26 protein-coding genes and 2 pseudogenes are annotated in these 24,264 nt (G+C 39.7%); 9 read left to right on the top strand and 19 right to left on the bottom strand.

From position 1 onward, the window contains the following. Nucleotides 1–2: 2 nt before the first annotated feature. The 6 genes from csm4 to CDG76_RS06300 form a co-directional block, all read right to left on the bottom strand. Complete coding sequence (gene csm4 / locus CDG76_RS06325) at nucleotides 3–1,055, bottom strand: type III-A CRISPR-associated RAMP protein Csm4 (protein ID WP_094348216.1); 1,053 nt, start codon at nucleotides 1,053–1,055, stop codon at nucleotides 3–5. Then, complete coding sequence (gene csm3 / locus CDG76_RS06320; RefSeq protein ID WP_094348215.1) at nucleotides 1,052–2,119, bottom strand: type III-A CRISPR-associated RAMP protein Csm3; 1,068 nt, start codon at nucleotides 2,117–2,119, stop codon at nucleotides 1,052–1,054. The genes csm4 and csm3 overlap by 4 nt, the downstream gene beginning before the upstream one ends. Further along, the gene (gene csm2, locus CDG76_RS06315) at nucleotides 2,116–2,574 is read right to left on the bottom strand and encodes a type III-A CRISPR-associated protein Csm2 (protein WP_094348214.1); all 459 of its coding nucleotides are present in this window, start codon (nucleotides 2,572–2,574) and stop codon (nucleotides 2,116–2,118) included. The genes csm3 and csm2 overlap by 4 nt, the downstream gene beginning before the upstream one ends. Next, nucleotides 2,571–4,862, bottom strand: a complete 2,292-nt coding sequence (gene cas10, locus CDG76_RS06310) for a type III-A CRISPR-associated protein Cas10/Csm1 (protein ID WP_094348213.1) — start codon at nucleotides 4,860–4,862, stop codon at nucleotides 2,571–2,573. Before cas10 ends, csm2 begins: the two co-directional genes overlap by 4 nt. A 67-nt stretch (nucleotides 4,863–4,929) precedes the next feature. Continuing rightward, nucleotides 4,930–5,856 carry a CRISPR-associated protein Csx3 gene (locus tag CDG76_RS06305; RefSeq protein WP_094348212.1) on the bottom strand — a complete coding sequence of 309 codons (927 nt, stop codon included), beginning with the start codon at nucleotides 5,854–5,856 and terminating at the stop codon, nucleotides 4,930–4,932. 44 nt (nucleotides 5,857–5,900) lie between these two features. Beyond that, nucleotides 5,901–6,206, bottom strand: coding sequence for a CRISPR-associated protein Csx3 (locus tag CDG76_RS06300; RefSeq protein ID WP_094348211.1), 306 nt, complete (start codon nucleotides 6,204–6,206; stop codon nucleotides 5,901–5,903). 102 nt (nucleotides 6,207–6,308) lie between these two features. Here CDG76_RS06300 and CDG76_RS06295 point away from each other — a divergent pair, with 102 nt between their 5' ends. Beyond that, nucleotides 6,309–7,679: a TIGR03985 family CRISPR-associated protein gene (locus CDG76_RS06295; protein WP_094348745.1), complete on the top strand. Its 1,371-nt coding sequence runs from the start codon at nucleotides 6,309–6,311 to the stop codon at nucleotides 7,677–7,679. Between the two features lie 7 nt (nucleotides 7,680–7,686). Then, nucleotides 7,687–8,004 (top strand): annotated as a pseudogene (locus CDG76_RS06290) (HD domain-containing protein); the annotation flags it as partial. Nucleotides 8,005–8,011: 7 nt separating this feature from the next. On the opposite strand, the gene CDG76_RS38985 reads toward CDG76_RS06290, so the two are convergent. Beyond that, entirely contained in the window at nucleotides 8,012–8,140 is a 129-nt protein-coding gene (locus CDG76_RS38985) for a hypothetical protein (protein WP_262984308.1), read from the bottom strand. A 60-nt stretch (nucleotides 8,141–8,200) separates the two neighbouring features. On the opposite strand from CDG76_RS38985, the gene CDG76_RS06285 reads away from it, so the two are divergent. After that, entirely contained in the window at nucleotides 8,201–8,446 is a 246-nt protein-coding gene (locus CDG76_RS06285) for a hypothetical protein (RefSeq protein WP_094348210.1), read from the top strand. Between the two features lie 502 nt (nucleotides 8,447–8,948). Here CDG76_RS06285 and CDG76_RS37125 read toward each other — a convergent pair. The 4 genes from CDG76_RS37125 to CDG76_RS35870 all read right to left on the bottom strand — a co-directional run bounded on the left by CDG76_RS37125 (nucleotide 8,949) and on the right by CDG76_RS35870 (nucleotide 10,599). Then, nucleotides 8,949–9,119, bottom strand: a complete 171-nt coding sequence (locus tag CDG76_RS37125) for a hypothetical protein (RefSeq protein WP_190240780.1) — start codon at nucleotides 9,117–9,119, stop codon at nucleotides 8,949–8,951. A 40-nt stretch (nucleotides 9,120–9,159) separates the two neighbouring features. Next, nucleotides 9,160–9,624, bottom strand: a complete 465-nt coding sequence (locus tag CDG76_RS06280) for a cupin domain-containing protein (RefSeq protein WP_094348209.1) — start codon at nucleotides 9,622–9,624, stop codon at nucleotides 9,160–9,162. 107 nt (nucleotides 9,625–9,731) lie between these two features. Further along, nucleotides 9,732–9,980, bottom strand: coding sequence for a hypothetical protein (locus tag CDG76_RS37120; RefSeq protein ID WP_190240779.1), 249 nt, complete (start codon nucleotides 9,978–9,980; stop codon nucleotides 9,732–9,734). A 481-nt stretch (nucleotides 9,981–10,461) separates the two neighbouring features. Beyond that, on the bottom strand, nucleotides 10,462–10,599 hold the full coding sequence (locus tag CDG76_RS35870; RefSeq protein WP_143854032.1) for a hypothetical protein: 138 nt from the start codon (nucleotides 10,597–10,599) through the stop codon (nucleotides 10,462–10,464). 189 nt (nucleotides 10,600–10,788) lie between these two features. On the opposite strand from CDG76_RS35870, the gene CDG76_RS06270 reads away from it, so the two are divergent. Then, a complete protein-coding gene (locus CDG76_RS06270; protein WP_223265151.1) occupies nucleotides 10,789–11,568 on the top strand; it encodes an alpha/beta fold hydrolase in 780 nt (259 codons plus the stop codon). Nucleotides 11,569–11,917: 349 nt separating this feature from the next. Further along, nucleotides 11,918–12,646, top strand: coding sequence for a dipeptidase PepE (pepE, locus tag CDG76_RS06265; RefSeq protein WP_094348207.1), 729 nt, complete (start codon nucleotides 11,918–11,920; stop codon nucleotides 12,644–12,646). 24 nt (nucleotides 12,647–12,670) lie between these two features. Here the strand turns inward: pepE and CDG76_RS38980 are convergent, their stop codons facing one another. Beyond that, entirely contained in the window at nucleotides 12,671–12,796 is a 126-nt protein-coding gene (locus CDG76_RS38980) for a hypothetical protein (RefSeq protein WP_262984307.1), read from the bottom strand. On the opposite strand from CDG76_RS38980, the pseudogene CDG76_RS38165 reads away from it, so the two are divergent. Both CDG76_RS38165 and CDG76_RS35865 read left to right on the top strand, forming a co-directional pair. After that, nucleotides 12,791–12,985: pseudogene (locus CDG76_RS38165) on the top strand (hypothetical protein); the annotation flags it as partial. The gene CDG76_RS38980 and the pseudogene CDG76_RS38165 overlap by 6 nt on opposite strands. 180 nt (nucleotides 12,986–13,165) lie before the next feature. Further along, nucleotides 13,166–13,360 (top strand): hypothetical protein, encoded by a 195-nt coding sequence (locus CDG76_RS35865; RefSeq protein ID WP_143854031.1) that lies wholly within the window; start codon nucleotides 13,166–13,168, stop codon nucleotides 13,358–13,360. Between the two features lie 22 nt (nucleotides 13,361–13,382). Here the strand turns inward: CDG76_RS35865 and CDG76_RS06250 are convergent, their stop codons facing one another. From CDG76_RS06250 to CDG76_RS06220, 6 genes are all read right to left on the bottom strand, one after another. Continuing rightward, a complete protein-coding gene (locus CDG76_RS06250; protein WP_094348205.1) occupies nucleotides 13,383–13,787 on the bottom strand; it encodes a cupin domain-containing protein in 405 nt (134 codons plus the stop codon). Nucleotides 13,788–14,102: 315 nt separating this feature from the next. After that, nucleotides 14,103–16,514 carry an FAD-dependent oxidoreductase gene (locus tag CDG76_RS06245; RefSeq protein WP_094348204.1) on the bottom strand — a complete coding sequence of 804 codons (2,412 nt, stop codon included), beginning with the start codon at nucleotides 16,512–16,514 and terminating at the stop codon, nucleotides 14,103–14,105. 535 nt (nucleotides 16,515–17,049) lie between these two features. Next, on the bottom strand, nucleotides 17,050–17,538 hold the full coding sequence (locus CDG76_RS06240) for a TIGR00725 family protein (RefSeq protein WP_094348203.1): 489 nt from the start codon (nucleotides 17,536–17,538) through the stop codon (nucleotides 17,050–17,052). Nucleotides 17,539–17,699: 161 nt separating this feature from the next. Continuing rightward, complete coding sequence (locus CDG76_RS06235) at nucleotides 17,700–18,947, bottom strand: ISL3 family transposase (RefSeq protein ID WP_442946355.1); 1,248 nt, start codon at nucleotides 18,945–18,947, stop codon at nucleotides 17,700–17,702. Nucleotides 18,948–19,481: 534 nt separating this feature from the next. Next, nucleotides 19,482–19,757: an HU family DNA-binding protein gene (locus tag CDG76_RS06230; RefSeq protein ID WP_094348202.1), complete on the bottom strand. Its 276-nt coding sequence runs from the start codon at nucleotides 19,755–19,757 to the stop codon at nucleotides 19,482–19,484. Between the two features lie 382 nt (nucleotides 19,758–20,139). Then, nucleotides 20,140–20,682, bottom strand: a complete 543-nt coding sequence (locus tag CDG76_RS06220; RefSeq protein ID WP_094348200.1) for an NADPH-dependent FMN reductase — start codon at nucleotides 20,680–20,682, stop codon at nucleotides 20,140–20,142. Between the two features lie 229 nt (nucleotides 20,683–20,911). Here CDG76_RS06220 and CDG76_RS37115 point away from each other — a divergent pair, with 229 nt between their 5' ends. Together CDG76_RS37115 and CDG76_RS06210 are read left to right on the top strand one after the other, a co-directional pair. Then, complete coding sequence (locus tag CDG76_RS37115) at nucleotides 20,912–21,073, top strand: hypothetical protein (protein WP_190240778.1); 162 nt, start codon at nucleotides 20,912–20,914, stop codon at nucleotides 21,071–21,073. Between the two features lie 113 nt (nucleotides 21,074–21,186). Next, nucleotides 21,187–21,492: a VOC family protein gene (locus tag CDG76_RS06210; RefSeq protein WP_190240777.1), complete on the top strand. Its 306-nt coding sequence runs from the start codon at nucleotides 21,187–21,189 to the stop codon at nucleotides 21,490–21,492. Here CDG76_RS06210 and CDG76_RS06205 read toward each other — a convergent pair. Continuing rightward, on the bottom strand, nucleotides 21,442–23,958 hold the full coding sequence (locus CDG76_RS06205) for a molybdopterin-containing oxidoreductase family protein (protein WP_094348199.1): 2,517 nt from the start codon (nucleotides 23,956–23,958) through the stop codon (nucleotides 21,442–21,444). The two genes, CDG76_RS06210 and CDG76_RS06205, sit on opposite strands and share 51 nt — an antisense overlap. Nucleotides 23,959–24,264 lie beyond the last annotated feature (306 nt).

The raw sequence follows: 24,264 nt of genomic DNA, 5'->3' as shown, positions 1-24,264 counted from the left end.
TTTTATTTTTCCTGTACTTGAATTGGCAAACTTAAGCTGATACCGCTCCGATAAATACTGTGTTTATTGAATTCCTGTGGTTTGACATCTACCAGCTTTCCTTGTGGTGGTGCGGAAAAAACAGAACCTTCACTAAACATTCGTACCATTTGACGACGTAACTGACTTTCTGCTATCCAACCACCTCTTTCTTGAATTTCGTAACTGGCATTTTTCAAGAATTCAGTTGTTATGGTTAAATCCCAAAATAAACTCATGAGTGTGTGGTGATTTCCAGCATGAAAATTAACTACGTTCTGCCAATGCTCTGGTAATTCTAACCACTTAATTTCAAATCGTCCTGAACCACTAGAACGTTCACCGCCAATTCCTTCTTCTCCTAAAAGATGTAAAGCGGCTTCGAGCTTATCGGCTAATTTCTCACCTTGTAGAGAGAGTTCTAGAAGAAAATATAAACCTGCGGGGTTTTTCTCCCAATCAAATTGAACAAAGCCTGTATGATATATATTTGTAGCTCTGGTATTTCTATCTATGGCTATTTTTGGCAGTTGTTCAATTTTGCAAGCTTTACTGTAGTCAAATACTCCTGCTGTTGCTAGTCTGCCTTTGAGTTTACCAGGGGTGTAATTTTCTAATTCCTGAGCATCATCTGTTGTAAATCCTGTACCTTGATACCATCTTTGCCATATTTCCAAGGGTAAATAGTTGAGTTTCTTATAGGCTTTGAAAAATGCTAAATCATCATCTGGGTAGTTGATGGGAAATTTCAGGGGACGGGGAAGATAGTAAATTGTATCGTTCTCCATTTCTCGATAGATAAATGTAGAACTGATGCGGAAGGGGGGTATGCCTTGGGGTTGTTTATCAGTGGGAAATAGCTGTAATAATTCTTCTACTGCTTGTTTCCTAAACAACCGCGCATAGATGCTTACCCAGGCGCTAAATAAACTATCTGAACGGACGCGATCGCTTGTTTCTTCTAAACCAATTCCCACTTCCCCAAAGTGAGCCAGATTGCGTCCAAAGTTCAGTTTTACTAATTTCCAGACGCTCATGATTCATTTCCTGGTAATAATTGCTGTTCGATATACTCGCGTAAGGTTCTGAAGTTATCTAACAGTGCTTGGGTATTGGGAATGATGTCTAAAATTTGTAAAGCTGATGTTCCTTGGGGTGCGTTGGCAATTTGGCGATACTGTTCTAAGCTGCGATAGTTAAACCGAAAGTTCTCAAATTTGACTTTTCCATAGCCTCTTGAACCATGTCCACCCAGCGCATCATCTTCGAGAAACGCCAGTGCGATCGCTATATTTTGCAAGTCTTCAACCGCTTGGTCTGGATTTTCGACAGTATAAACTAACTCAAAATCGAATTTTGCCCCTGCTGGTACACGTTCTACTTGTCTAGGATTTGCTGCTGCTGTAACTCTGTCAATACCATTTTCAAATTTCCACTCTGTCATATATAAACCAGTGTCAACTCGTTCTAGTAAAGCAATTGAGCTATCTAGTAAGTGAGAATCTCTCACAATTAAACGAGCAGGTGTATTTCGTCCTTTAACTTTGACATATTGCTCTTTGATTTCTCCATCTTTAGCTTCTTCCCCTTGTTTTGCAAATCTTGCAAATCTATTTGTCTGATCAGCCTGTGTAATAATCATGCGTTGTTCAATATTAGGTACACGCTCTAATTTCTCTTGATTAGCGACATCACTATTTACCCAAAAATTAGTACCAGTTGAACCAAAAACTCTGGAAAGTTTGCAGTCTCTAGAGCCATCAAATTTGATAACTATTGGAGTATTATCTGTTTTTATTTCTGTATAACCACCCACTAAATCATCACTTTCGTAGCGATAAGTGCCACTACCACCATGACGATTTAGAGGTAATTTCCATAAACGCTCTAAAATTGCCCTTAGTTTACCTTTAACAGATGACCCTGGTAAATAAGGATGACGCGTTACAGGATTACGGATAACTGGTTTATCTAGTCCACCAATGTCTAATCTTTCACCACCACCACCAATGTGAATACCAGTTTCTACGTTGAGAGTACTGTTAATTGTTACCTTACCTACTAATTCTTTGGATTCAAATCTATTTATTGAAAATGTCATTGGTCTTGCCCTCCTGCTGCTTTGTGGTAAGCAATTATTGATTCGACTAATTGAACAAATCTATCAAAATCTTTGGTTGTATCCACTTGTTTAATTGCTGCTTCTAACACTTGCTTAAAAGGAGCAACTGGTCCCAAGTCTTTATTATTTTTTTGTTGTCGAGCAGCAGCATAAGCCAGTTGAGGTCGTAGAAGAACTAAATCATCTTTAATTACACTAAAATCTCTTGTTTCGCTTTTATCTAGTTTTGATTTTAGACGTTTAACGGCATCCAAGAACTTACGTATTTGATTAGTTTTAAGCTGTTTTGTTACAAGTTGTTGGCCAAGCTTTTCCGTATGATTTACCAATTCACGAATATCATATTCTTGGAAACCTAAAGTGAATTTATCAATTTTATTAACCATCGTGACGGTAATATCTTCGCTGTTTCTAGGTATAGGTGTTTGTGTCATGATTCTGATGAACGGTTTAATAATTCAATCCAAGTGGCGATCGCTCGAAAATAAGGCGCGTTATAAGGACTTTTCAGAGAAGTACGAAAATCGCTATCTTTTAATACCTCTTTAGGTAATCTCGCTAGCGTATAAGCTATCTTTGGCAAATGCAAATAATACCGAGTTCCTAAAGCCTCCTGTGAGTTTTTATTTTCTTTAAACTTTTCTAATGCCTGTTCTTGGATTTGTGCAGTGATGAGCAGATTACGTACAAAATTACGAGAATAATTTATCCCAATGTCTTGCTGTTTCAATCTTTCAACAAAGGGGAAAATACCAAATAAATTTGGTTTGGCTTCGGAATCCAGATATTTTTGGGCATCAACGTCAATACTATTAATATTCTCTATTCCTAGCCATTCATCCCATTTGAAAACTTGACCAAATAACCCTAAGCTGTCTCTACCATTTCCTTTGGCAGCATCTTCAGCTTCTCCTGAAGATTTTGCAGCTTGATATAAGGGAAATTTAATATCATCAATACTAATCCCACCTGAAAGGGTAATATCTTCATTATTACCTGTGTAAATACGAAATGACTGATAAATATCAAAAGCAAATTCTACGACTTCATTCCATGCACCACTGATAAATAAATCATCACCCCCTGCATAAATGAATAGTAAATTTAATCGCTGGTGATCTGGGGTAAGTTGTTTCATTTTATTAGAAACGTTTTTCTTTCTATCTGCTGCTAAACTGTTAAGGTACACTTTAAAGAAATAACTCATTTGGCGAGATAACCCGGCTAATCTAGTTAAACTTTGTTTTTCACCTAAACCTTTTGCAAATATTTCCCCTAATCGGTCTACATCCATTCGTAGATAACCAACTCTCTGTGTACCTTTGGCGTTTCTTGCCATTTCACCAGCACGCATGAAGCCTATTGGTTCTTCTAGATTCTCAGAGTTTTCCTCACTTTTCTTTCCATAATTACCTAATAATAGAGGAGAAGCATTTTGAAAATGCTTAAATTGATAATGCTCTAACTTCCAATCATTTACTAACAAAACTTGATCTGAATCAGTGTCTATTTGCTTCCAAGTTTTGAATAAATGATAATGAATATCTCCTGTCGAAAGTTTAAATGAGAGTGTATGTAATGCATTCTTAATATTTTTATCTGTTGAGCGTACAATTGCTTTGACCCCAAACAATTGACTCCCTAAATCAAACATACTCCGACAAATTCCACAAGCTAAAACTGAATCTGGCTCATGGTCATTAAGAGGTTGTAAGGTTTCTACATCGTCACGATGACAGACGCGACAAGGTTCATAACTATGACGTGATGCGATAAATTCACTAATTTGATGTTCAGCAAATTTCCGAGATTTATATATAGCTAGATTTTTGGTTGCATTTGACCAATTTTTGGCAAATTTAGCTTGAAGTTCTGTAATGGGGAAATTTAAACAATCCAAAGCCAGAAATAATTTCCCTTGAAATTCTGCTAAGAGCCATTTATTAAACTGCTGACGTACTTTTTTGACAATATTTTGATTTTCTTCAGTTCCAGATGCCAAAATATACAAGTTGCCACCACCTGCATAAATTATATTTGTTCTTGGTAACTGAAGTTGGTCTAATAATTGCTTTACAACTTCTTCTGTAACTAATTCAAGATAAAAACTTCTCGCCCTTAATGACTTAAGCGCTCCTTCTGAAGAAATGCTATATATGAATTTTTGAATCCCTGATAAATCACCAGCAATTAAATTAATTTCTTCAGTAGGATTATTCCATAAAGCTACTGCAACGGCTGCTGTAGTTCTTGCTATGTCTACCAAAGCTACATTCGATTCTCCAAAGCTAAGACACGAAGAGAATTTTTCTAATATTAGTAGTAATAAAGAAAGATTTTCTCCGTTATCTTTGAGATATTTTGAAAGTTCGTTCTTAATCTCTGCTTTGAAAGCTTTTTGTTGTTCTAGGGTAGGTTCGGAGTTTAAGGGATAAGGAATATCAGGATATTCTTTATTATCGTCATTGTCAATCACTTTCAATTGATGATAATTCTGTTTTGTTGTTTTTTTCCTAGATTCATTAGGTAGATTTACACTGTCAAATAACAAGTGCAAAGATGAAATTTCTGTATCTTGTGTCCAGCCTAATATTTTCTTTGCTCTAGTAACTTCTGGATACTCGTTATCTAAAAGAGGATAAGCAAAATCAGCCCATTTAGCTAAGATCGCAATCGCCTGTTGAATAACCTGTAATGCAACCTTTTCAGAACTTGTCACCATAAAAACTTTTGATTACCGAAACTGCAAAATCTATCTGAACTGGGATAGTAAGCGATCGCTTCTTCTTTTAACCCTTTCCACACAACCCCACCAACAAACGCGCCAAAATCTGCACCATTGGACGAGATGAAACATCCTCTCCTCGTACAAGGTAATGAACGCTACCAGTTAATAAAGGAGATTGGGTAACGATTTTATCTTCTTTGCCTTGCAAATCACTATCAAGATTAGCGATGATATTTATATTTAAATCCCGACAAAACTCTTCCCATAGCGGAACTTCTGCCTTACCTTGATCGCCAGCCACAATTACTGCATGAGTTGCTTCTCGTACAATCACCCGATTTTCATCAGTAATTCTTCCCCCAACATCAATGATATTCAGGGGCGTATTGGCACTCCGTACCCAACCAGCCGCCTTTTGTGCAAACTCTGGGGTGAACTTGGCTTTATACTCATCTTTGAGTTTTCTGGCTAAATCTGGATCTCGTCGTGCAGCGTCAGAAAACCAAGCACCTTCCCCATCTGGACAAGCAGTAATTACATAAGGATAGGGTGCGCCTTCAATCAGAGAAATTGCTTGCTTTAAACCTTCACGCAGACATGACTTACCAGACTGTGGAGGGCCACAAAGTACAACTTTGAGAATTGCTTTAGTCTTTTGCGGTTCGTCCGTTTCAATAAGTTCGCCTATCTTGTATGCTGGAGTTTGGGAAACTGTGGTAATAAAAGTTTTATATCCTGTTCTACCAATCTTGGGGTCAAAAACAGCGATCGCACCATAAAGCTGAGATATCTTATGTGCGATTACATAACTAACGGCTACAGATGCTGGTCCATCAATCTTCAGTAGTTTTCCTCCAGAAAGTTCACCCAATGCCACCATCTCATCTAAACGCGCCGCCGCATCCCTCACTAATTGGTCGCCATTGGCATCTTTACCAAACCCAACTTTCAAAACGTCGCCTTCTAGCCTGATGTGATACGTTGTCATAAAATTTCTTGCTAGCTACACCCATCTCCTCCATCAGTCAAATATCAATCTATTAAGTCCCCTAGTTTATACGATGGATTGTGTGTGATAGAAATGACATATTTACCTAATTTCGGATCGTAAAAAGCAACAGCACCATATATATGAGCAAGCTTATGTGCTAGAACAAACGCTACAGGGATAGAAATAGGCCCATTAATCTTTAGAAGTGGCCCTCCCGCCAGTTCTCCTGATGTTGCCATTTCCTCCAATCGGGCTGCGGCATCGCGCACAATCTGGTCATTTTGAGCAGGTTCACCAAAATTTATCCGTAAAATTCCCTCTTTTAGCTCGATTTTGTAAGAACTCATTACCTTTAGCTTTATGTGATGCGTACATCATACACGTGCCTGGAAGAAGTGTCTTCCAAGATGTTGTATCTTGGTATTATTATTTTTATCGAGATTCGGCTGGTGTCTGAACTAGTTTTTCAAGATATTCCTGACATAGAACTATTGCAGTGCTTAGGACACGGATATCTCAAGCAAAATCTAATACGAGCAATTCGCTTGTGGGTGTGGCTGCGATCGCTCTATGGTGACAATCAAGACCGTGTGATTTTAGACGATTCTTTCTCTTACGCAGACTGGCGAAATGCATTTTTTAGTTCTACACATCCTAAAGGAGAAGAAATTCCTGCCATACATGACTCTCATTGTCCCTGCGCCAAAACCGTAGCCGAATGGTTATTCAGTGAAAAAACAGGAATAGTTGCTACCCACTGGCAAAAATTAATCCTTGCTCATACAGGCATAGGTGAATCTGAACTGGATACTTTACTGCAACGGCGCTTATTTGGCGTAACTCGTCGTTCACTACAGGGTGATTTGGAAACTCTAGCTAAACTCGGCTGGCTTGTATACAAATATCAAAAATACTACCGAGTGTCTGAGTTCCCACCACGCCCCGTAACTACAAAAGATGAGGCAAGTGCTGCTAAAGTCGGTGCTTATGAATTGAGTTTCATGCATGAAGATTTGGTAGGGTTTGCAGAAAATCACTCCCAAAAAATCAATGGAGTACAACGTTTCTTCTTAAAGCTCGATTATGTGATTCCTCGTACTACCTTAGATGCAGTTGATGATTTGCAATACGAGTTAAGACAACTTTGGGCTAAAACTCCAGTTCCACCCATCAAACTCACTTATGGTAGTGCCAGACTTGCTAATAACGTTGATTGTATCGTTTATCCAGTATGCATCTACTACGTACAGAGGGCAGTTTATCTGTGTGCCTATGGCGAAAGCCCTCAAAAAGATACTAACTGGTATAATTTTCGCCTTGACCGCATTCAGAGTTTGGTTGCTCTAGACTGGACAGACCCAAAACTGCCCTCAAACCTACAACAGCAATATCAACAGAAGTCTTTACCAAACCCAGATGATATCGCTTTGCAAATGTCTAAAGCATGGGGATTTGATTTCTACTTGCCTTCCCAACTGATGTTACTCCGATTTGACCGCCAGTTCTGCGATCGCTACGTTAAAGGTACTGAACGCCACGACACTTTTGAAGAAATTACTTATCAGCAAGTACAACGTTTAATTCAACGTGAAATTAAACAACCTCAACAGCAAGATTTATTAAAAGTCCTTGGCAACCGTTCGGAAACAGACGCTTACTATCAAGCACGTATCCGATATCAAGATAACGAACACAGAGATAACAATCTAGTCATGCGTTTACGAGCTTGGCTTCCAAAAGTTGAAGTTTTAACACCTTGGGATTTACGGCAAAGCTTTGCTGCTGATGCCGCTACTCAATTTATGCTTTATCACAATTGACGCAACTATGAATTCATTAAAACTGACTGAACGATTTGAATCAGCTTTAGTTTACGCAACTCGTCTTCATGCTAATCAAACACGCAAAATTAGCGGCGTTCCTTACATTTCACATTTGTTAAGTGTAACGGCTTTAGTTTTAGAAGCTGGAGGTACGGAAGAAGAAGCGTAGGCGTAGCCCGCCGCAGGCATCGCTGCTCTTTTGCATGATGCAGTCGAAGACCAAGGCGGCAAACCCATTCGTGAAGACATCCATCAACTCTTTGGTGAAACAGTTTTGGCTATTATCGATGCCTGTACTGAGTGGGACACACCTCCTAAACCCGGATTTCTCACGCATAGTGTGGAAGAGGAGTGTGGGGAGTGTGGGGAGTGTGGGGGGTAAGACTTCTTCCCCATCCTCCCACACCTCCCACACCTCCCACACCTCCCACACCTCCCACACCCCTTGGATTTCTCACAAGTGAGAAATCCAGGCTAAACCTCCCTGGCAAGAACGTAAGCAGCAATATTTAGAAAAATTGCGCTATGCTTTACCTTCTGTTCGACTAGTATCTTTAGCAGATAAATTGCATAATGCTAGGTCTTTGCTTACTGATTGGCAACAACATGGTGATGTCATTTGGTCTGATTTTAGGGCTGGGAAAGAGAAAACTTTGTGGTTCTACCAATCTCTAGTCCAGATTTACAACCAGACCGGCTCTGATTGGATGACACAGGAAATCGAAAGAGTTGTTAGCCAATTGTGCCAGGAAAACCCTGCTTAATCTTTAGATTTTTAATCCCCTTACGGGGTAATAGTCTTTGGAAACTTCATATTCATCAGCAACTACTCGCTTTATCTTCGCGTTTCAGTCCCCTTGCGGGGTAATAGTCTTTGGAAACCATCGACTACTGTTTCAGCCCCCGTGAGGGGATTTGGTTAGTGGAAACGCTTTTTGGACTCCCGAACAGTTTGTAAATTATGATGTTTCAGTCCCCGTGAGGGGATTTGGTTAGTGGAAACCGCTCGGTGCTGAAACTGTTACAGAGCAGGCTTCCTGGGAAGCATTTTGGCGAACCTCAAAAATAGGTCGATTTCAGCCGCTCTTATTGCCACTAATTATCAACTTTTCTTAGTACTGAAACTGTGAAACTATTTACTTGTCAAGGTTCTGGCGATTTTGGCAGATCCCCAGGGTTTTTGACCCCGCTTCGACTTGCCAAACATCAAACTGATTCCATAATCATAAGATGTGTATTTATTATTGTCTACGAGTTTGTGGAGATTTAATCTCCAAGCCCGTATTCTCGCTCAATCAAACCCAACAGCTTCTCCTCCACCGCAGTCAAATACGGTCGCTTCAACTCCCCCAAGCGCTTCAGCACAGTACGGGCAGCTTCTTCTAAATTCTCGTTTTTCCCTAACCGACTGATGCGATCGCTAATCTGCTGCACCATCGCGTTGCCTGTTTACTTGCTTTTCACCAACAACTGATAATTAAATTTCTACTGGTTCTTGATCAAATTTTCGCATCAATTCTACAAGAGCTTCCTTGTCTGGTGTTTGTCCATCCTTTAAAAGAAAAGCTAACCCTTCAAAATATTTTTCGCGTTCTCCTGCTGGACAAAACATGATTAATAATTTTGCAGGCACAGTTCCTCGGTTAGCGAATGTATGAGGTGTATTACGTGGAACTAGCACAAATGCTCCTGGTTGTCCCTGCACTATCTGATTGCCAACTTGAATTTCTACTTCTCCTGACAAAACATAAAACATTTCCTCCATTTGTCGATGAATATGCAGCACTGGAGCAGTTCCACCTGGCTGTATTAAGTTTTCAAACAGTCCCAAGTGACCATGAGTATCAGCACCAACTACCTTAAATGTTATTTCACTATTCCCAGTAGTTAAATGATTACCTTGTCCTGGTGCTAATACAATTTCTTTAACTGGTAAACTCATTAATACTCCTACTTCTTAAAAGGTTATTTCTCAATCCTAATTCCGATAGTCAAGCATTTGTTCAATCAGTAGCAGATAATACCTGTATTTTATATTGTTATACGATATTAGCTCCCAGCACGTGAAGTAAGATCCTGACCTTGAAATTCAGGAAACAAGCGATCATCATTTTGGACAAGGAGTTGACCTGGGTGAATACCAAACTCGTTGTATCGTTCGCAATCTAAAATTGAGTCACCAAAGGTATATAGTGTCACCATTGCTTGCTCTTGCCGATTACAGCCCAAAAAAGCCAGGACACTTGCTCCTTCAAGTAGTTGAATCAAGCGTCGTCGCGTAGGTCGAATCTGAGCCATTACACTCTAAGCACCCTCTAAGTTTTTATTCGACCTAGCATGAAGAGATAGTAGACGAGATGAATCAGAAGATGGATTTGCCGTCACTTGCCCTGAATCTTGAAACTGACTTTTCCCGTTAAGTCATGAAACCACGAATTAGCAGGAGTTTCAAACTATAGTTTATTCTCAATAACTTAATATTAGTGACAATAAATCACGAGGAATAGGGCTTTGGGCTAGAGGTATAGTAAGTGATAGCCTTTATGCTTAAGCTTCGCTTATCGCTCAATCAACGAGATAACGGGAAAAGTCAGGTGGAATATGGAGTTAATGCCGTCAAAAAGTTTCTCAGCGCCCTGACGAGTGATCGGCGTTGAGGAGTGATGCTGGAGTTTGAGGAGGTCAGTCCAGATAAATTTGCTCAACTGGTAACAGATGCGCCACAGTGGAGTGAATGGATGGCTTGATTTACACCCAAGTTTAGTGCTAGACCAATAAACTATTGCTTGCGAGGTGTGTCTGCCACAAACGATATCGCTACACCCTCATTACAAGTCAAACTTCTCATCACCGCTAACGGGCGTATCATCTGCTTATACAGCATCAGCAAAAACTCTTGAGCTTGTTCACGTGACATTTTCAAAATTAGGCAACAGATGCAATTTCTAAAAGTACTACTAATTTAAGTTTCTTAAGTGCAACTTCCTTTCTTTGTATAAGTCATACCTATATAATCCTTGAGAAAGTTTCCTCAACTCTGTGGCATTGCTACTATTACATCACAGTAGAAGTAATTTACCGAGTCATAGCGAATGAGGTTGCGGTTTTGAAATCCCAATTAACTAATCATCAGGTACATTTACAAGATTGCACTATTTTTTATCAGCAAAGTAGGTTGGAGTCGAGTTCAATCCCTATCTTATTGCTACACGGCTGGGGAATCTCTACTGAGCCTTATCAAGAAGTGCTGAAACTACTAGCACAGCACCATACTATAATTGCTCCTGACTTACCCAGTTTTAGGAGATCAACTTACTCTGGGCTACTTCCCGATTACCTTAGCTATAGCAAATGTCTCCTTTCGTTTCTGGAAGTTTTGGATTTACAACAATTTCATCTAGTAGGACACTCATTCGGCGGAGGTATTGCCATTACTTTATCTACACTTGTTCCAGAAAAAGTCACAAGTCTAATTCTGGTAGATAGTACTGGACTTCCCACGCCATCTATACCAGAGATGATACCGCGAAGGGCAATCGAAATGACGGCTCAAATGTTTCTTCCAAGACGCAGATTGAAATTAGTTGATATTCCTTTGGTTTTCTCCTATAACTTGTTGTTCAACACAGTAAATGTCATTCAAGGATTGCTAATTTCTTTATACGAAAATATCAACCATCTACTACCAAAAATTTCAGCTCCCTGTTTGTTATTATGGTCAGAAAAAGACCTAACTACACCATTAAGTAACGCTCAAGAAATGGCGGCAATTATTCCAGACTCTAAATTAATTACTGTAGAAGAAGGTTTCCACGAATGGGGACTCTGGTATCCTGAAAAATTTACATCACTCATATTGGATTTTATTTGTCAACTTGAGCAATAGTGATACAGCTTGAACTGGGGCAAAGTACAAGCTCAGTCTCAGTTGTTCCCCCTGCCCCCTTGCCTCCTTTGACCAGGATTTATGGCTTTTGGCAGGCAAAAAGGGAAACTGTCTGTGTTTATTTCTCAGGGAAAATGGGATACAGTTTTGCCTATTGAACAGTACAGTCCCCCCATTGTGTAGCAGTTATAGACACGCAGGCTATGACGTACAATATCATGAGTTCAACGGGTTGCACATAGTTCCGAGCGCGATCGCCCAAAAAGCTATGAACTGGTTTACTCAACCAACACCGAGTGCAAATTAACTATTGTTTAGTATAGATAATTACAACTATAGGAAATAACTTATGTCAAAAAGATTGTTATTACTTAGTAATTCAACAAATATCGGTGAAGAATACTTATTTTATCCTCGTCAGGAAATTAAAAACTTTTTAGGAAGCTCTGTCAATAAAATAGTTTTCATCCCTTTTGCAGCCGTTACTTCAACTTATCAGCAGTATAGCGAAAAAGTTGAAAAAGTATTTCAAGATATAGGTTATGAAGTTGATGCTATTCATTTGGTTGAAAATCCTCATGAATTAATTAAAAACGCAGAAGCTGTAGTAGTTGGAGGCGGAAACACTTTTCATTTAATACATTGCTTACACCAGACTCAACTACTTGAGGACATCAGAAATAAAGTTAGTAATGGAACTCCTTATATCGGATGGAGTGCAGGTTCTAATGTTGCTTGTCCTACCATCAAAACAAGTAATGATATGCCAATAATTGAACCGATAAGTTTTCAAGGGTTGAATTTAGTTCCTTTTCAAATCAACCCCCACTATACAAATGCAGTAATTCCAAATCACAATGGAGAAACAAGAGAACAAAGACTCAAAGAGTTTTTAGTTTTAAATCCAGATATTTATGTTGTAGGGTTGCAAGAAGGAGCAATGTTAAAAGTTGAAGATTCATCAATCAGATTGATTGGCAACAAAACAATATATTTATTCAAGTTCGGAGAAGAAACAAAAGAGTACTATCCTAATGATAATTTGGATTTCCTCCTTGAAAAAGTTTCTTCTGCCTAATGACCGTTACTCATTGCAGAGTATTCAGCCTCTACCACTGGAAGTACCGATATTGCTGGTTTCGGTCAGCCGCCAGAAGCTGAATTCTGGCTTACTCACGGTAATCCTGGTTCTGTAAGAGTTCATGTAGCGTTCAGAGTTCACAACCATGCTGCTGTTGAGGCATTTTACAACGCAGCTTTAGCTGCTGGTGGACGAGACAATGGTGCGCCCGGTTTTCGCACTCACTATCATCCTAACTACTATGCCGCTTTCGTTCTTGATCCAGACGGGCATAATATTGAAGCAGTCTGTCATCAGCCGCATGGCGTGGGCATTAGCGCAAGAACTATAATATAAACCGCATCAATGTACTGCCGTGGCGCTGACTCCGGGCTGGTTGCGCTCGGAACTTATGCTCGATCATTTTGGAGTGAGTGAAGCTAACTGGCAGGACGCAAGCGCAAAGGAACCGCACTTCATCATTTCTGAAACGCCCCATTATGTTGGGCGTGCAGTTGCTTATCTGGCGATCCACAAGTGGTGCGCTGGAATGGACAATCGCTTTCCAGTGGGCAACTACCACAGGTTTATGACTTTACCGAGCTTGATGGCTCAAAGCCTGATGCGTGGCGCTACATTTGTGAATGGGTAAACCTGCTGATGCGACCGGATATAGGTAATGTTCGAGTCACAAAACTTCGTATTCTTTGGCAAGCTTCAGATTGCAATTAGTATTCATTCTAATTTGGCGCACCTACTGTCTTCTCGGTCGATTCTGCGTTCCTTCACCAGGAGTGATGAATAACATCGAACTTGGTGTATCAACTTTAGCTGTATGCCATATTCCACGAGGGATAAGGACATAAGCGCCGGGAGTACTCAGGCATATCCTATTTTCCGCTTCGTCTTGCTCCAAGATTAAATCGACCTGACCTGAAAGCAGACAAACAAACTCTTCTCCAGCAGGGTGCATTTCCCAAGTTTCCCAGTCTTTAGTGAACGTAAAGTGTGAAACTAGCCGCTTTCCCTTGAAGTCACCAAATTTATTTTCCAAATCTGCAAAAAAGCGATCGCTTACTGGGATTGGAGTACTATCACCATTTTCCCCAAGAACAAGATAGGTAGAATCTATGGTAAATTGAGCAACTTTACTAGTCATTAGTTATTGCCTTCTTTCTAGACTGGCATTGTCCTACTGCTTCCGTCGATAGTTTACTTTTTTGGTTAGCAGACTACTAGGAACCGCGTGAAATGATGGAAATTTCAGATTTAAACAGAAGTTCTCTATGTAAACAAGAGGACTTTATCTTCTTTCTATAGTCATTTATCAATCAACAAAGCTTATCTTAAAATCGACTGAGTTAAAAGTATTGTTGCTAGAGAAGCGCAGAATGCACTGAAATTTACTCATTTAGGTGGTAATTTTTCGGTTCTTAACTCAAACACTGCTGTAAAAACAGTTTCTTTCGGGCTGCTAGAAAAAATCTTTCTTAGTATTGTAGAAATTGGTAGAATTGGCTACCTGATATTCCTCTTGAAGGGTTGAAAAGTCATAATGGCTCAAAAGAATAGCAATAGCAACATCCCTCATACTTTGTGATTTTTCCAGTCTCTCTCCCAAATAAATCTGCCAATAAATTTCCACATCACTTTCGAGAACTGGCTTCTCAATTTTTGTAACAACACCATTGTGCTTTGGATGAATCGAGGAAGCACTGTACTTCCACTCATTTCTATCCTTGAGAATGATATCAGGCGAATCACCAATCTGTAATTGGAGATGTAACTCGTTTAGACGTATCCCCTGATATATATAAAACATTCTTGATACAAGCGCTTCAGGGGGGCGTGCAGCTACTTCCATTAGGATTGCTTCTTCGCTAAGAGAAGGTAGCAATAAATCAATATTGAGTACACCATTTTTAGGGTAATCGTGTTCTAAACTTTTTAACACATCACTTGAAAATTGCCAGAGTTTCTGAAATTCTGGTTCTTCTTCTCTAACAATAATATTGCCGATTTGATGACCATAAATGAACTCATCATTCGGTCGATACTGCTTGCAAGCAGCGAAATAACAAGGCTGACCGTTTTTCATGACAACACTTGTATTGTATAACTGACCTCTAATGAATTCATTCAACTCAAATTCTTCATCTGAATTTACATTGCTTTCACACCAAGCTTTCAAATCATCAACAGTATAGATTCTTCTGGTTTTTTCACATCCGGCTCCGATAACTGGTTTGATAAAAATGTGATTACCTAGTTCTTCTAGAACAAACTTTAAGTATGAAACTGGCTCTTTACGGTATTGGTCTTGAGCAAAAATCAGATACTTGGGCACCCGAATAAGGGAATTTTTGAGGGCAGATTTGAGGTAACTCTTATCAGTAAACTGGTGGATCATCGTTGGGCGATCGCCCGGCAAATTTAGAGCTTCACGCAACTGTGCAGTTAACAGCACTGAATACTCATCGTTGGTGACAATCCGGCAGTTGTCATCTAATAGTTTATAGTCAGCCTTAATCTGTTGATAGGTTTGGAACAGATTTTGTAAATTATAAGGTTCTACAATCTGCACAATAGACAAGTACTGATACTGGGAGGGTACAACCTCACTGAGTCCTCGCCTACTACAGAGTAAAACTAGATTTCTATTATCTGAGCAGATATGCCTAAAATCAGTTTTGCTCAGAAGCATATCATGTAGCACAAAGACACTCTGCTTATTGCTATCTATCTTACTACTATGCAAAGCAACTGGATTTGCCTCCTCGCGGAGCATTTGTTGTACTAACTGGACAATTTCTTGTGAACATCCCCATGACAACGTTACGCCTGACCCTCCATGTCCATAATTATAAAATATGCGTGTGTTTAAAACTCTTTCCACACAAACATTTTCCGATGTTAATGGTCGTAAACCAGTCCTAACAGGCTCCTTCTCATCTAGCGGGAGTTCTTTTAATTCCGGTAGAAACTCTAAACAACCATCATACATCTGTCGAATAATTGGAACCTCAAGAGATAGGTCTGTACCCCATTGGTCTTGCTGTGTTAATCCTCCTAATACCACCAAATCATCCCCTCTAGGAACTATAAAAATGATGTCTTGCTCATTTAAAGAAGATTCTTCATGGGAAATGCAATGAGCATCTTTGACAACTTTCCCTAGATTCTTAACCCTGACAAGTGCGCCCCTCACGGGATACATGGAACTATCCCCTGTAGTTGCTATTGAACCTAGCCCAGCACAATTAACAATTGCCCTTGCATTAAAACGGCTAAGTAGTTCCTGTTCGTTTTGAACTACATTGACAGTGATTTTCTCCTGGATAATCTCACATCCAATATCCTTTACATACTGAAGTAACCAATTCATGTAAACATCGGTATTTGTCATCGGAGCCATGTGTTTATAAGCATCTTTTATACCTCCTTGAAAATTCAAATCAATCGTTTTTTGGACAATATGTAAACCTCTTTCAAATCCATCAACTTTATCCTTCAACTCATTCATTTTGCTCAGATCAGCAGGTCGATTTTCCAAAACATCCTTGAAATAGAAATACCCATCCCTCAAATAAATCCCTGTTTTTTCTGAACCGAACTCTGTGTGTATTTTCTTGAATTTATTATAGGTAGTCATACACCAGTCTTTAGAGCGTTCCAGCGATCTAGGAGATCCATGACGACCACAAACTGCTGGTGGCCATTCCCATAATGCACCTGCCACAATAGAGGTTAAATTTGGGGCAAAACGATCTGCAACAATCACAACATTAAAACCTGCCTCTCTTAGACATATAGCAGTTGTTAGACCACTGACTCCTGCTCCAATTACTAAAATCTTCACATCATTCTCCGGCAATGGTTTGTTCATTAAGGGTTATCTCTATTTTTGTACTCAAAAATAAATGCATTCTCTTGCACATTAATAATATTAATTTGGGCGCTTTTGACCTGACGCAGCGTTAAGGAATTCTTAGCATTTGACATTTGCTGCTACAAGAATTCTTTATCAATAGTTTCTGGTTAAAAACTAAGTGTAAGCAGTATTAATAATTCAAAAAATCAGTGGTTATTTTTGAGTACTAGCTCAATGATGGATGAGCTTCTTAGTACAATATTTAATAAATTTGTGACTAATTGAGCAACCTACTGGTTAGGCTTTAAGAGACTCGATAAGACTACGAACTTGTAAATTTCTTACTTACACTCTGGAAAGTAAGAAAGTCTCCCAATACACGACTCATCACTCCAAGAGCCTACATCAGCAGCATTTTCCTCTCTTGGAGCAGTCTGATCCGGAATATAATTTAAATTTCGGGAAGCTAGCCCAACAGATGGGGATTCAAACCCAATCAATTCGAGAGCCTCCCAATTTGAGAACACTTTACTGATTCACTAATTCTCAATTAGTATAAAATTGTTTTGGCAGTAGCGATCGCCCGCTCCACACTCTCCACAATATAAACATTTTCTGGCGACAGTTTTTTAAAGAAAAGTTTACTTTCTTCATCATTATTCAACAAAATTACTTGCTTATTTGCTTTCAAAGCTAGAGCAATTTCTGAAGCGGTTCCTGCACCCATACCGCAAGCAATTACCACATCACTGGTAAGAACATTAATATTGTTTCTAGAATTACCCATGTCTGTGAAAATAGCAATATCTACCCAAGAGGAAATACCATCCTGATTCTCACCCGGAAGAATACCAATAGTTAAACCATCAGCAGATTTTGCACCTTTACTTACTGCATCCATTACCCCTACATTTCTACCACCAGTGAGTAAAACCCATCCTTGTTTGGCAATAAGTTGACCTAGTATATAAGCATTTTGTAAATCATTTGCTGTCGCATTTTCTCCCCGACCCATAACCCCAATAATAATTTTTCGCATAAAATTTAAGATGATACTGTTTTTGGGCGACAAGTCAAAGCTGTCTCCCTAAAAGGGCGATTGGCTGAGACGTTGGGAAGATAGCAATCACGCTCTTAGGACAGTGAAGCGCGTTTACCTAACTTTAATAGTTTTGGTTCTTCAGTACATAGTATGCTTAACTAATAGTTAAAATGCCAATTCAATAAGCATCTAACTCGGAAATTGTCAAAGTTTCTAAATCCATAACCGGAACGTTTAATCAACTTGATCTTGTTATTAATACCTTCCACAGCACCACTACTTGTCCCATTATCAAAGTAAGCAATTATCTCATCAAACCAACGGATAATAGTATTGTTACTCTTGGGAAAATATTTTTTAGCTTTCGATAACCACATACCGAGTTTAAAAACTCCCGGATACCAATTATCTGTCTTATTAAAAATCTTTCTAAATTTTTCTTTTAATTCATGCATTTCTTTTAAGACAGGAGATACATTCTTGACTTCAGAAAGTTTATTTATTTGCTCTTCATTTAAGTCTGACTCATTTTTAAGTAAAACGTACTTACTATTTTTTAATCCCGATAAAAGTTTTTCATATTCAGCTTTTTGTGCTGATAATTGCGCTTTTTTAATTAATTCTTCTAGACTCCGTTTCTCTCGTTTTCTCTGTGTATCTAATTCTTTATTAATCTGTGTCATTACATGAAATCTATCTGCTACTACTTGAGCATTGGGCATTAATTCTGTGACAACGTTTTTATAACCAACCCACAAATCTATACTCACTTCCTCAATTTGTTCTAAGACCTCATATCCCCATTCTAAAAGGGTTTCCTTCACTACTTCTTGCGTGCGCCCATTTAAAATAGTTACTAGCTTAGATGTATCTAAATCTATTAGTACGGCGCAGTAATTACCCTTGCCCTTAACCAGAGCTATCTCATCGATTCCAAGTCTTTTTATCAGAGAAGGTTTGTCATCAGATAATTCAAGCGAAGCGTCTTTTAACATTCTTTCTATTTCTTCTGTTGTCACTATCCCTTGATCAGCTACACTGTGGATATCGTTTTCTACTACCTCTTGTATTATCTTGTGTGCCAGCCGTTTTGTATAAGTTCTTTTCTGGCTCACGAAATCTAAATTCTCACTAAAGGGTTTTTTACATTCTTCGCATTTGAATTGTCTTCTATTTATTTCTAAAAATACTGGTTTCTCACCGAAAGGTAAATCTTTAACAATGTATCGATGATTTTGATGTAATCTATGGCTTTTTGTACCACAGCGAGGACAAGTACTGTATGATTTTATTGATTCTATTTGTAAAATCATTCCTATCCCGACATGAAGGCGATGTGATATAACTTTCACATCTTTTAAATCTAGAAGCTCTGTTAGTATTTTAATATTTTGTTTCCTGTTCATAACTGTAAATAGACAAAAAATACTTTTCTAGTACTTACAGTTAATAATGAATCTGCGTCCTAAGTCAATTATGTCAAAAGTTTTACTAAATATTTTATGCAATTCTTTATACTTTTTAACCTTCGCAGCTAATAATTTAGCATAGTAAGTACTGAAGAACCATAGTTTTTTGCCTGCTCATCCAAAAAACACCATAACCACTGTTCTCCTAACTCAGCCGATTCCTACGCTCAGGCTGCTCGTCTGGAGACAGTGTTACGAAAGGTTTGCGTATTGAGTTATTTTGTTACTGTCAAAGGTGCTGGGCATGGTGACTTTGGTACTGCCTTTAGACAATAGAGTAAAAGCCTTCTTCGATAAGTATCTACGTAGGCAGTGCGTAGAGGTTTCGACTGCAATGATAAATTGGCGTAAGTTTCAGGAGAATAAAGATGACAAATGACCTAAATTCATACGATTTATTTTCTAAACCTCGATGCGATCGCTACAGCTTTGCAGTCATTGAATTGCTTGACCACTTATAATTCATCTATGCTATGGTGCTACTTTTTGTTTAAACAGCTTCCCAGGAGAAAACGCAGGCACTTTAGTAGCTGGGATAGTCATTGGTTCATTGGTTTTGGGATTACGCCCCTCGCGCTCGGAACGTTCACGTCGCTCGAATGACCCAAACCCGACGAGCGTTACTTTCTCCCCGTTCGCTACAGCCTTGGTAACTATTGACAAAAAAGCACTAATGACTTCATCGGCTTGCTTTTTTGTGATGTTGGTCTTTGCTGCTACAGCATCCACTAATTCGCCTTTATTCATAAATCACCCTGAAGCATTGCAAATAAGGGAAATCTAGCATTACTATCTCTGATTGGTAAAGGGTGAAAAGAAATAATTCTCTCACAACACATGAAAATTAACAATGTACGGCTACTACTAAAGACTTCTTGCAGAAGTGGGGGAAAGGGATGGAATTTTCCCTTTCCCCTAATTTCTTGCTTCGGCTCATGCATCAAAGCTCTGTACCAATATTTGCTCCCCACTAAAAAAATAGAGTGTAGCAGGATAGAAGTAACTACACCTTGGAGCATATCGAGAGGGCGCACACTCCGATGGTACAGAAATTTATCAGATGAAGCCATGTTATTGTACTTTCTTTAATAGCATCCTCAACAGTTTATTTATAGAGTACAAGTTTCTGTTATTTTCGGTTGTCTATAATTGCTCGCACAAGAGCATCAAGGAGAAATTTAAGCGACTGCACCGTGTTTATATCTATCAGTTCCCCATTTGCGTTTAGTTTTTTACTAACAAACGGGATAGTTACTGACCCACCTTCGACAAGATTTGCGGCTAAGGCAGTTAGGGTCAGCATTAGTGAAGCATGAGCTTTTGAACCTCCCAATTCTGAAGGAGATGCACTGATAGTAGCTACTGGCTTGTCTACTAACTCACCTGATGGAACGATCCAATCCAGTGCGTTCTTCAGAACCCCCGGTATTCCGTAAGCATACTCAGGTGTACTAATTAGTACTCCATCTGATTTTTCAAGCAGCGCACGCCAATCTTTTACTACTCTGGGCAAAGTATCACCATCAAGTTCAGGAGTAAAGTGTGGCAGATCAGCTAACCCGTTGTAAATAGTCAAATCCAAATCTTTAGGGGCAAGTTTTGCTACAGCATGAAGCAAGGCAGTATTGGTAGAACTGGGTCTGAGACTTCCAGAAATAGCAATAATTTTCATAGAGCAAATTTGACTGACTTTTGTTTTTTTTTAGACTATCGTACAAATTTATCTCGCTTTGTTGTCTGTTCTTACTCGGATCTTGCATCACAAGGATTTAGCATCATTAACTATTTCTCTTGCTTTATCTGCAACTTTTCAATTCTAGGGGAATCTGCTCTTGATGAAATCGTCAAGGCAGGTCATACCCTGTTAGAGTCCAAAGGCAAATTTACTGTCTCTGGCAGCAATGTCAGTAATCTATCGGCGGTTTGGCTTCGATGGGCAGATTCGCTCTCTACTGTGCGAGGAAATTTGCAGTCGAAGTTTTGCTAAAAGCTTACGTTTGTCTATTCTTACTACCACTAGACCTACAAGCGATGCCTGCGGCGGGCTATGCCTACGCAGATAATCCAACTAACCCAATTGTAATAAAGCTTTGAAATAGGATGACTCCCCTACTGCTCATTATCTTACACTTGGTATCTTTATATGTAATTGTGCAGCATTGTTCACATAACTTGGATGCTAAAAAGAATCGACCACATTTACCTGTCAGTATCTGATTTTTCTCAGTCGGAGACATTCTACGACTTGGTAATGCGAGAACTCGGACAATACAAAGGCGATAAAGTTATTGCTGAAGAACCACACGCTCATTACTTCGGTCCGCAATTTCAGTTAACCATTCGACCTGCAAGGTCAGCACAAAAACACGATCCCTATGCTCCTGGTTTGCATCATCTCTGCTTTCAGGTAGAGACAATGACTGACGTAGACTTATGCTTTTTTGACCCGGCAGGCAAAACATTTAAATGCCTGCTGTCCTGAAAGATTGTCATAATATTGTTTATCTATCAAGATATTAACTGACTCATAGTAGGGAGTTCCAAACTCTTCTGCCATTTTCTGCCGAGGCCCAAACCCATTAGGGACAAAAATAGTGTCTTCTCGAATGCCTGCCCAAATCAATGCAGTCCCAATGATTGACCCTCTGGGGCTTTCAACTATAATTTCATCACCATTTTTAATGCCTGCTTTTTTTGCTGCCTCTGGATGGATTTGTACTAGGCGAACACCATTCATTTGCTTGCCTGTATAAGTCCACTGGGTAATAGAGTGGAAATGAACTACGCTAGGTCTGCCAGTCATTCCCATCAAAGGGTAGTCTTTATGTACCTCACCAGAAGAGATTTTTCCTAATTTAATGTTTTGAGTTAGAGCCTGTGGATTCACAGGATTTTTTACCAACTCAGATGCATACTCAATGGTAGGATGCTTACCTGTTACCTCTGGATGGGTATAGAAGGTTGGTAGAGCAGAGTGTCCAGCCTCGGCTAGCCGACTTTGCAATTGGGGAGTATAAATTTCTACTTTCCCACTGGGAGTTAGGAATCGCTTACCAATATTATCAGGGTTAAGAGCTTTTGCGGCTTCATACCAAGATGCATGATCTAGGTAAAGTGTACTCACACCAGGATGATCTACTGTTGGACAAGGCCAACGCAAGGGTTCTGTTCTTTGAGATAGTCTCTGTTGGGTCATACCTCCCATTCCTGGAGTATTCGTTAGAAAAGTTGTCCACAGATGACGATAGTCTTTCCAAGAATCAGGAAAGTTGTCCCTCCAGTATTCAGGCGGATTGCGTTTGTCTAATTTCGCTGTGGCGTGTGCTAAATCAATCCAGATATGCCAATCTGGTTTGGACTCACCTACCGGAGTAACCACTTGTTCTTGCCAACGGATTGCTCGATCATCCCGCCGCATATAAACGGTTTCCATTTCAAAACCACTGGTTACGGGCAAAATAATATCAGCATAGTACGCTGACTCTTCCATAAACAATCCAGTGTAAACATAAAATTCTAATTGACGGTAAGCCTGTTGTACTTTAATTGTGTCTGAACAAGCTAACAGAGGATTCCCCTGAGTCACGATCGCTTTGAGTTGATAAGGTTCACCTGAAATGATCGATTCCGCAAAATAATCTGGCCCGACTGGTAGTGCAATATCTTTGTTAGGTGTTTTACCAATAATAGCTGGCAAATTCAATTCCCCTGGCCAGGTATTGTGCATGAAATTGCAACCACCACCGTTTATACCAATATTGCCTGTTATTGCAGCTAGGAATGTCAAACAACGGTAAGTGTCAAAAGCCCCTAATTGATGAGAAATCCCAGCGTTGCAGAAAATAGCAGCAGGCTTAGTTTTGGCATAAGCCTCAGCTAGAAGCCTAATCTTTAATGCTGGAACATCCGTTACAATTGCAGCCCACTCTGGTGTGTAACTGAAGCTTTTTAAGTGATTCTTCAGTTCATCAAAACCCAGTACCCACTCTTTTACAAAAGCAGCATCGTATAAGTTGTTAGTCACGATGTGATAGAGCATTGCCAAAACCAAAGCCAAGTCAGTGTGTGGTTTCGGTGCAATCCATTCATCAGCTTGCGCTCCTGTAGGAGTCAAGCGCGGGTCAATAACTACTAGTTTGGCTTTGGTCTGAACACGACTTCTGAGAAGATAGGCAAAGGTTACAGGATGGGTTTCCGCTTGATTCGTACCTAAAAATAGAAAGAATTTGGCACTTCCCAAGTCTTCTTTTTTAGTCGCATGATCAATTCCGTAACCGTTTGTAAAATTACCCAAGCCAAATGTCCATGCCAAAGCATTGCCACCAGCATCGTTGCATACAGGCCCAACATCAGTATTATTAGGACTGCCGAGCAGACTGAAGTAGCGCCCGACCAGAGAACCTGTCCCCCGTGGCAGTCTCCCAGAGGTTTTGTTCGCGATCGCTCTGGCTTCCCCTGCATCCCTGAGTGCCAAAAACTTGCTAGCTATAATTGAAAGTGCTTCATCCCAAGAAATTGGCTCAAATTTAGAATCAGGTTCACCTTTGTTTCCACTAACCCGCTTCATTGGGCTTTTCAAGCGAAAACGATTGTAAACTAGCTGGGTCATCATTGGCCCCTTAATACAAAAGCCACCAGCCTGTACTGGGTCATTGGGTTCACCTAAAACATCTATAATCCGCCCGTCTTTGAGATGAACTTTCAATCGGCACAGAGAATTGCAGAATTGGCAAGCACTATTTACAATCTTGTCTGGCTCTAAGGCAGCCGATTTCTGAATAAAATCAAATTCAGTACTTTGGAGAGGGATTGCCTGATCGTCCCCAATACTTGCAGCATCTGCCACTTCTTTTTTTAGTAACTCTGCTGCACTTACAGCAGCTGTACTAATAGCTACCCCTTGGAGAAAACCACGCCGTGAGGTCTTCTTCCTGCCTTTTGATGTCATGGAGATCCTCTCCCTACATATTGCGCTTATTACAGCATTTCACAAATGGGGGTGCAATTTAACTGCATTTGAATCCCAAGTATTTTAGCGATCGCACAGACGCTGATACCTTGATTTTTAATCATGTGCAGAAGGAGCAGTAGAGCGACCGTTAGCAGAAAAACCTAGTGTGCGACTAGGTTCGGTAGTTGGCTTAGTCGGAATGGTTATTGGCTCTGTAGCACTGATCTGGTTCACTTACCTAATTGGGAGTGGTGCGAATCCTGGGAGTTGGCGCTGACTATTTTAAGTTGGTTGCAAGAAACA

It is taken from the genome of Nostoc sp. 'Peltigera membranacea cyanobiont' 210A, from assembly GCF_002246015.1.
GTDB lineage: Bacteria > Cyanobacteriota > Cyanobacteriia > Cyanobacteriales > Nostocaceae > Nostoc.
The sequence above is the reverse complement of the archived record's forward strand: the minus strand, read 5'-3'. Positions and strand labels throughout refer to the sequence as shown.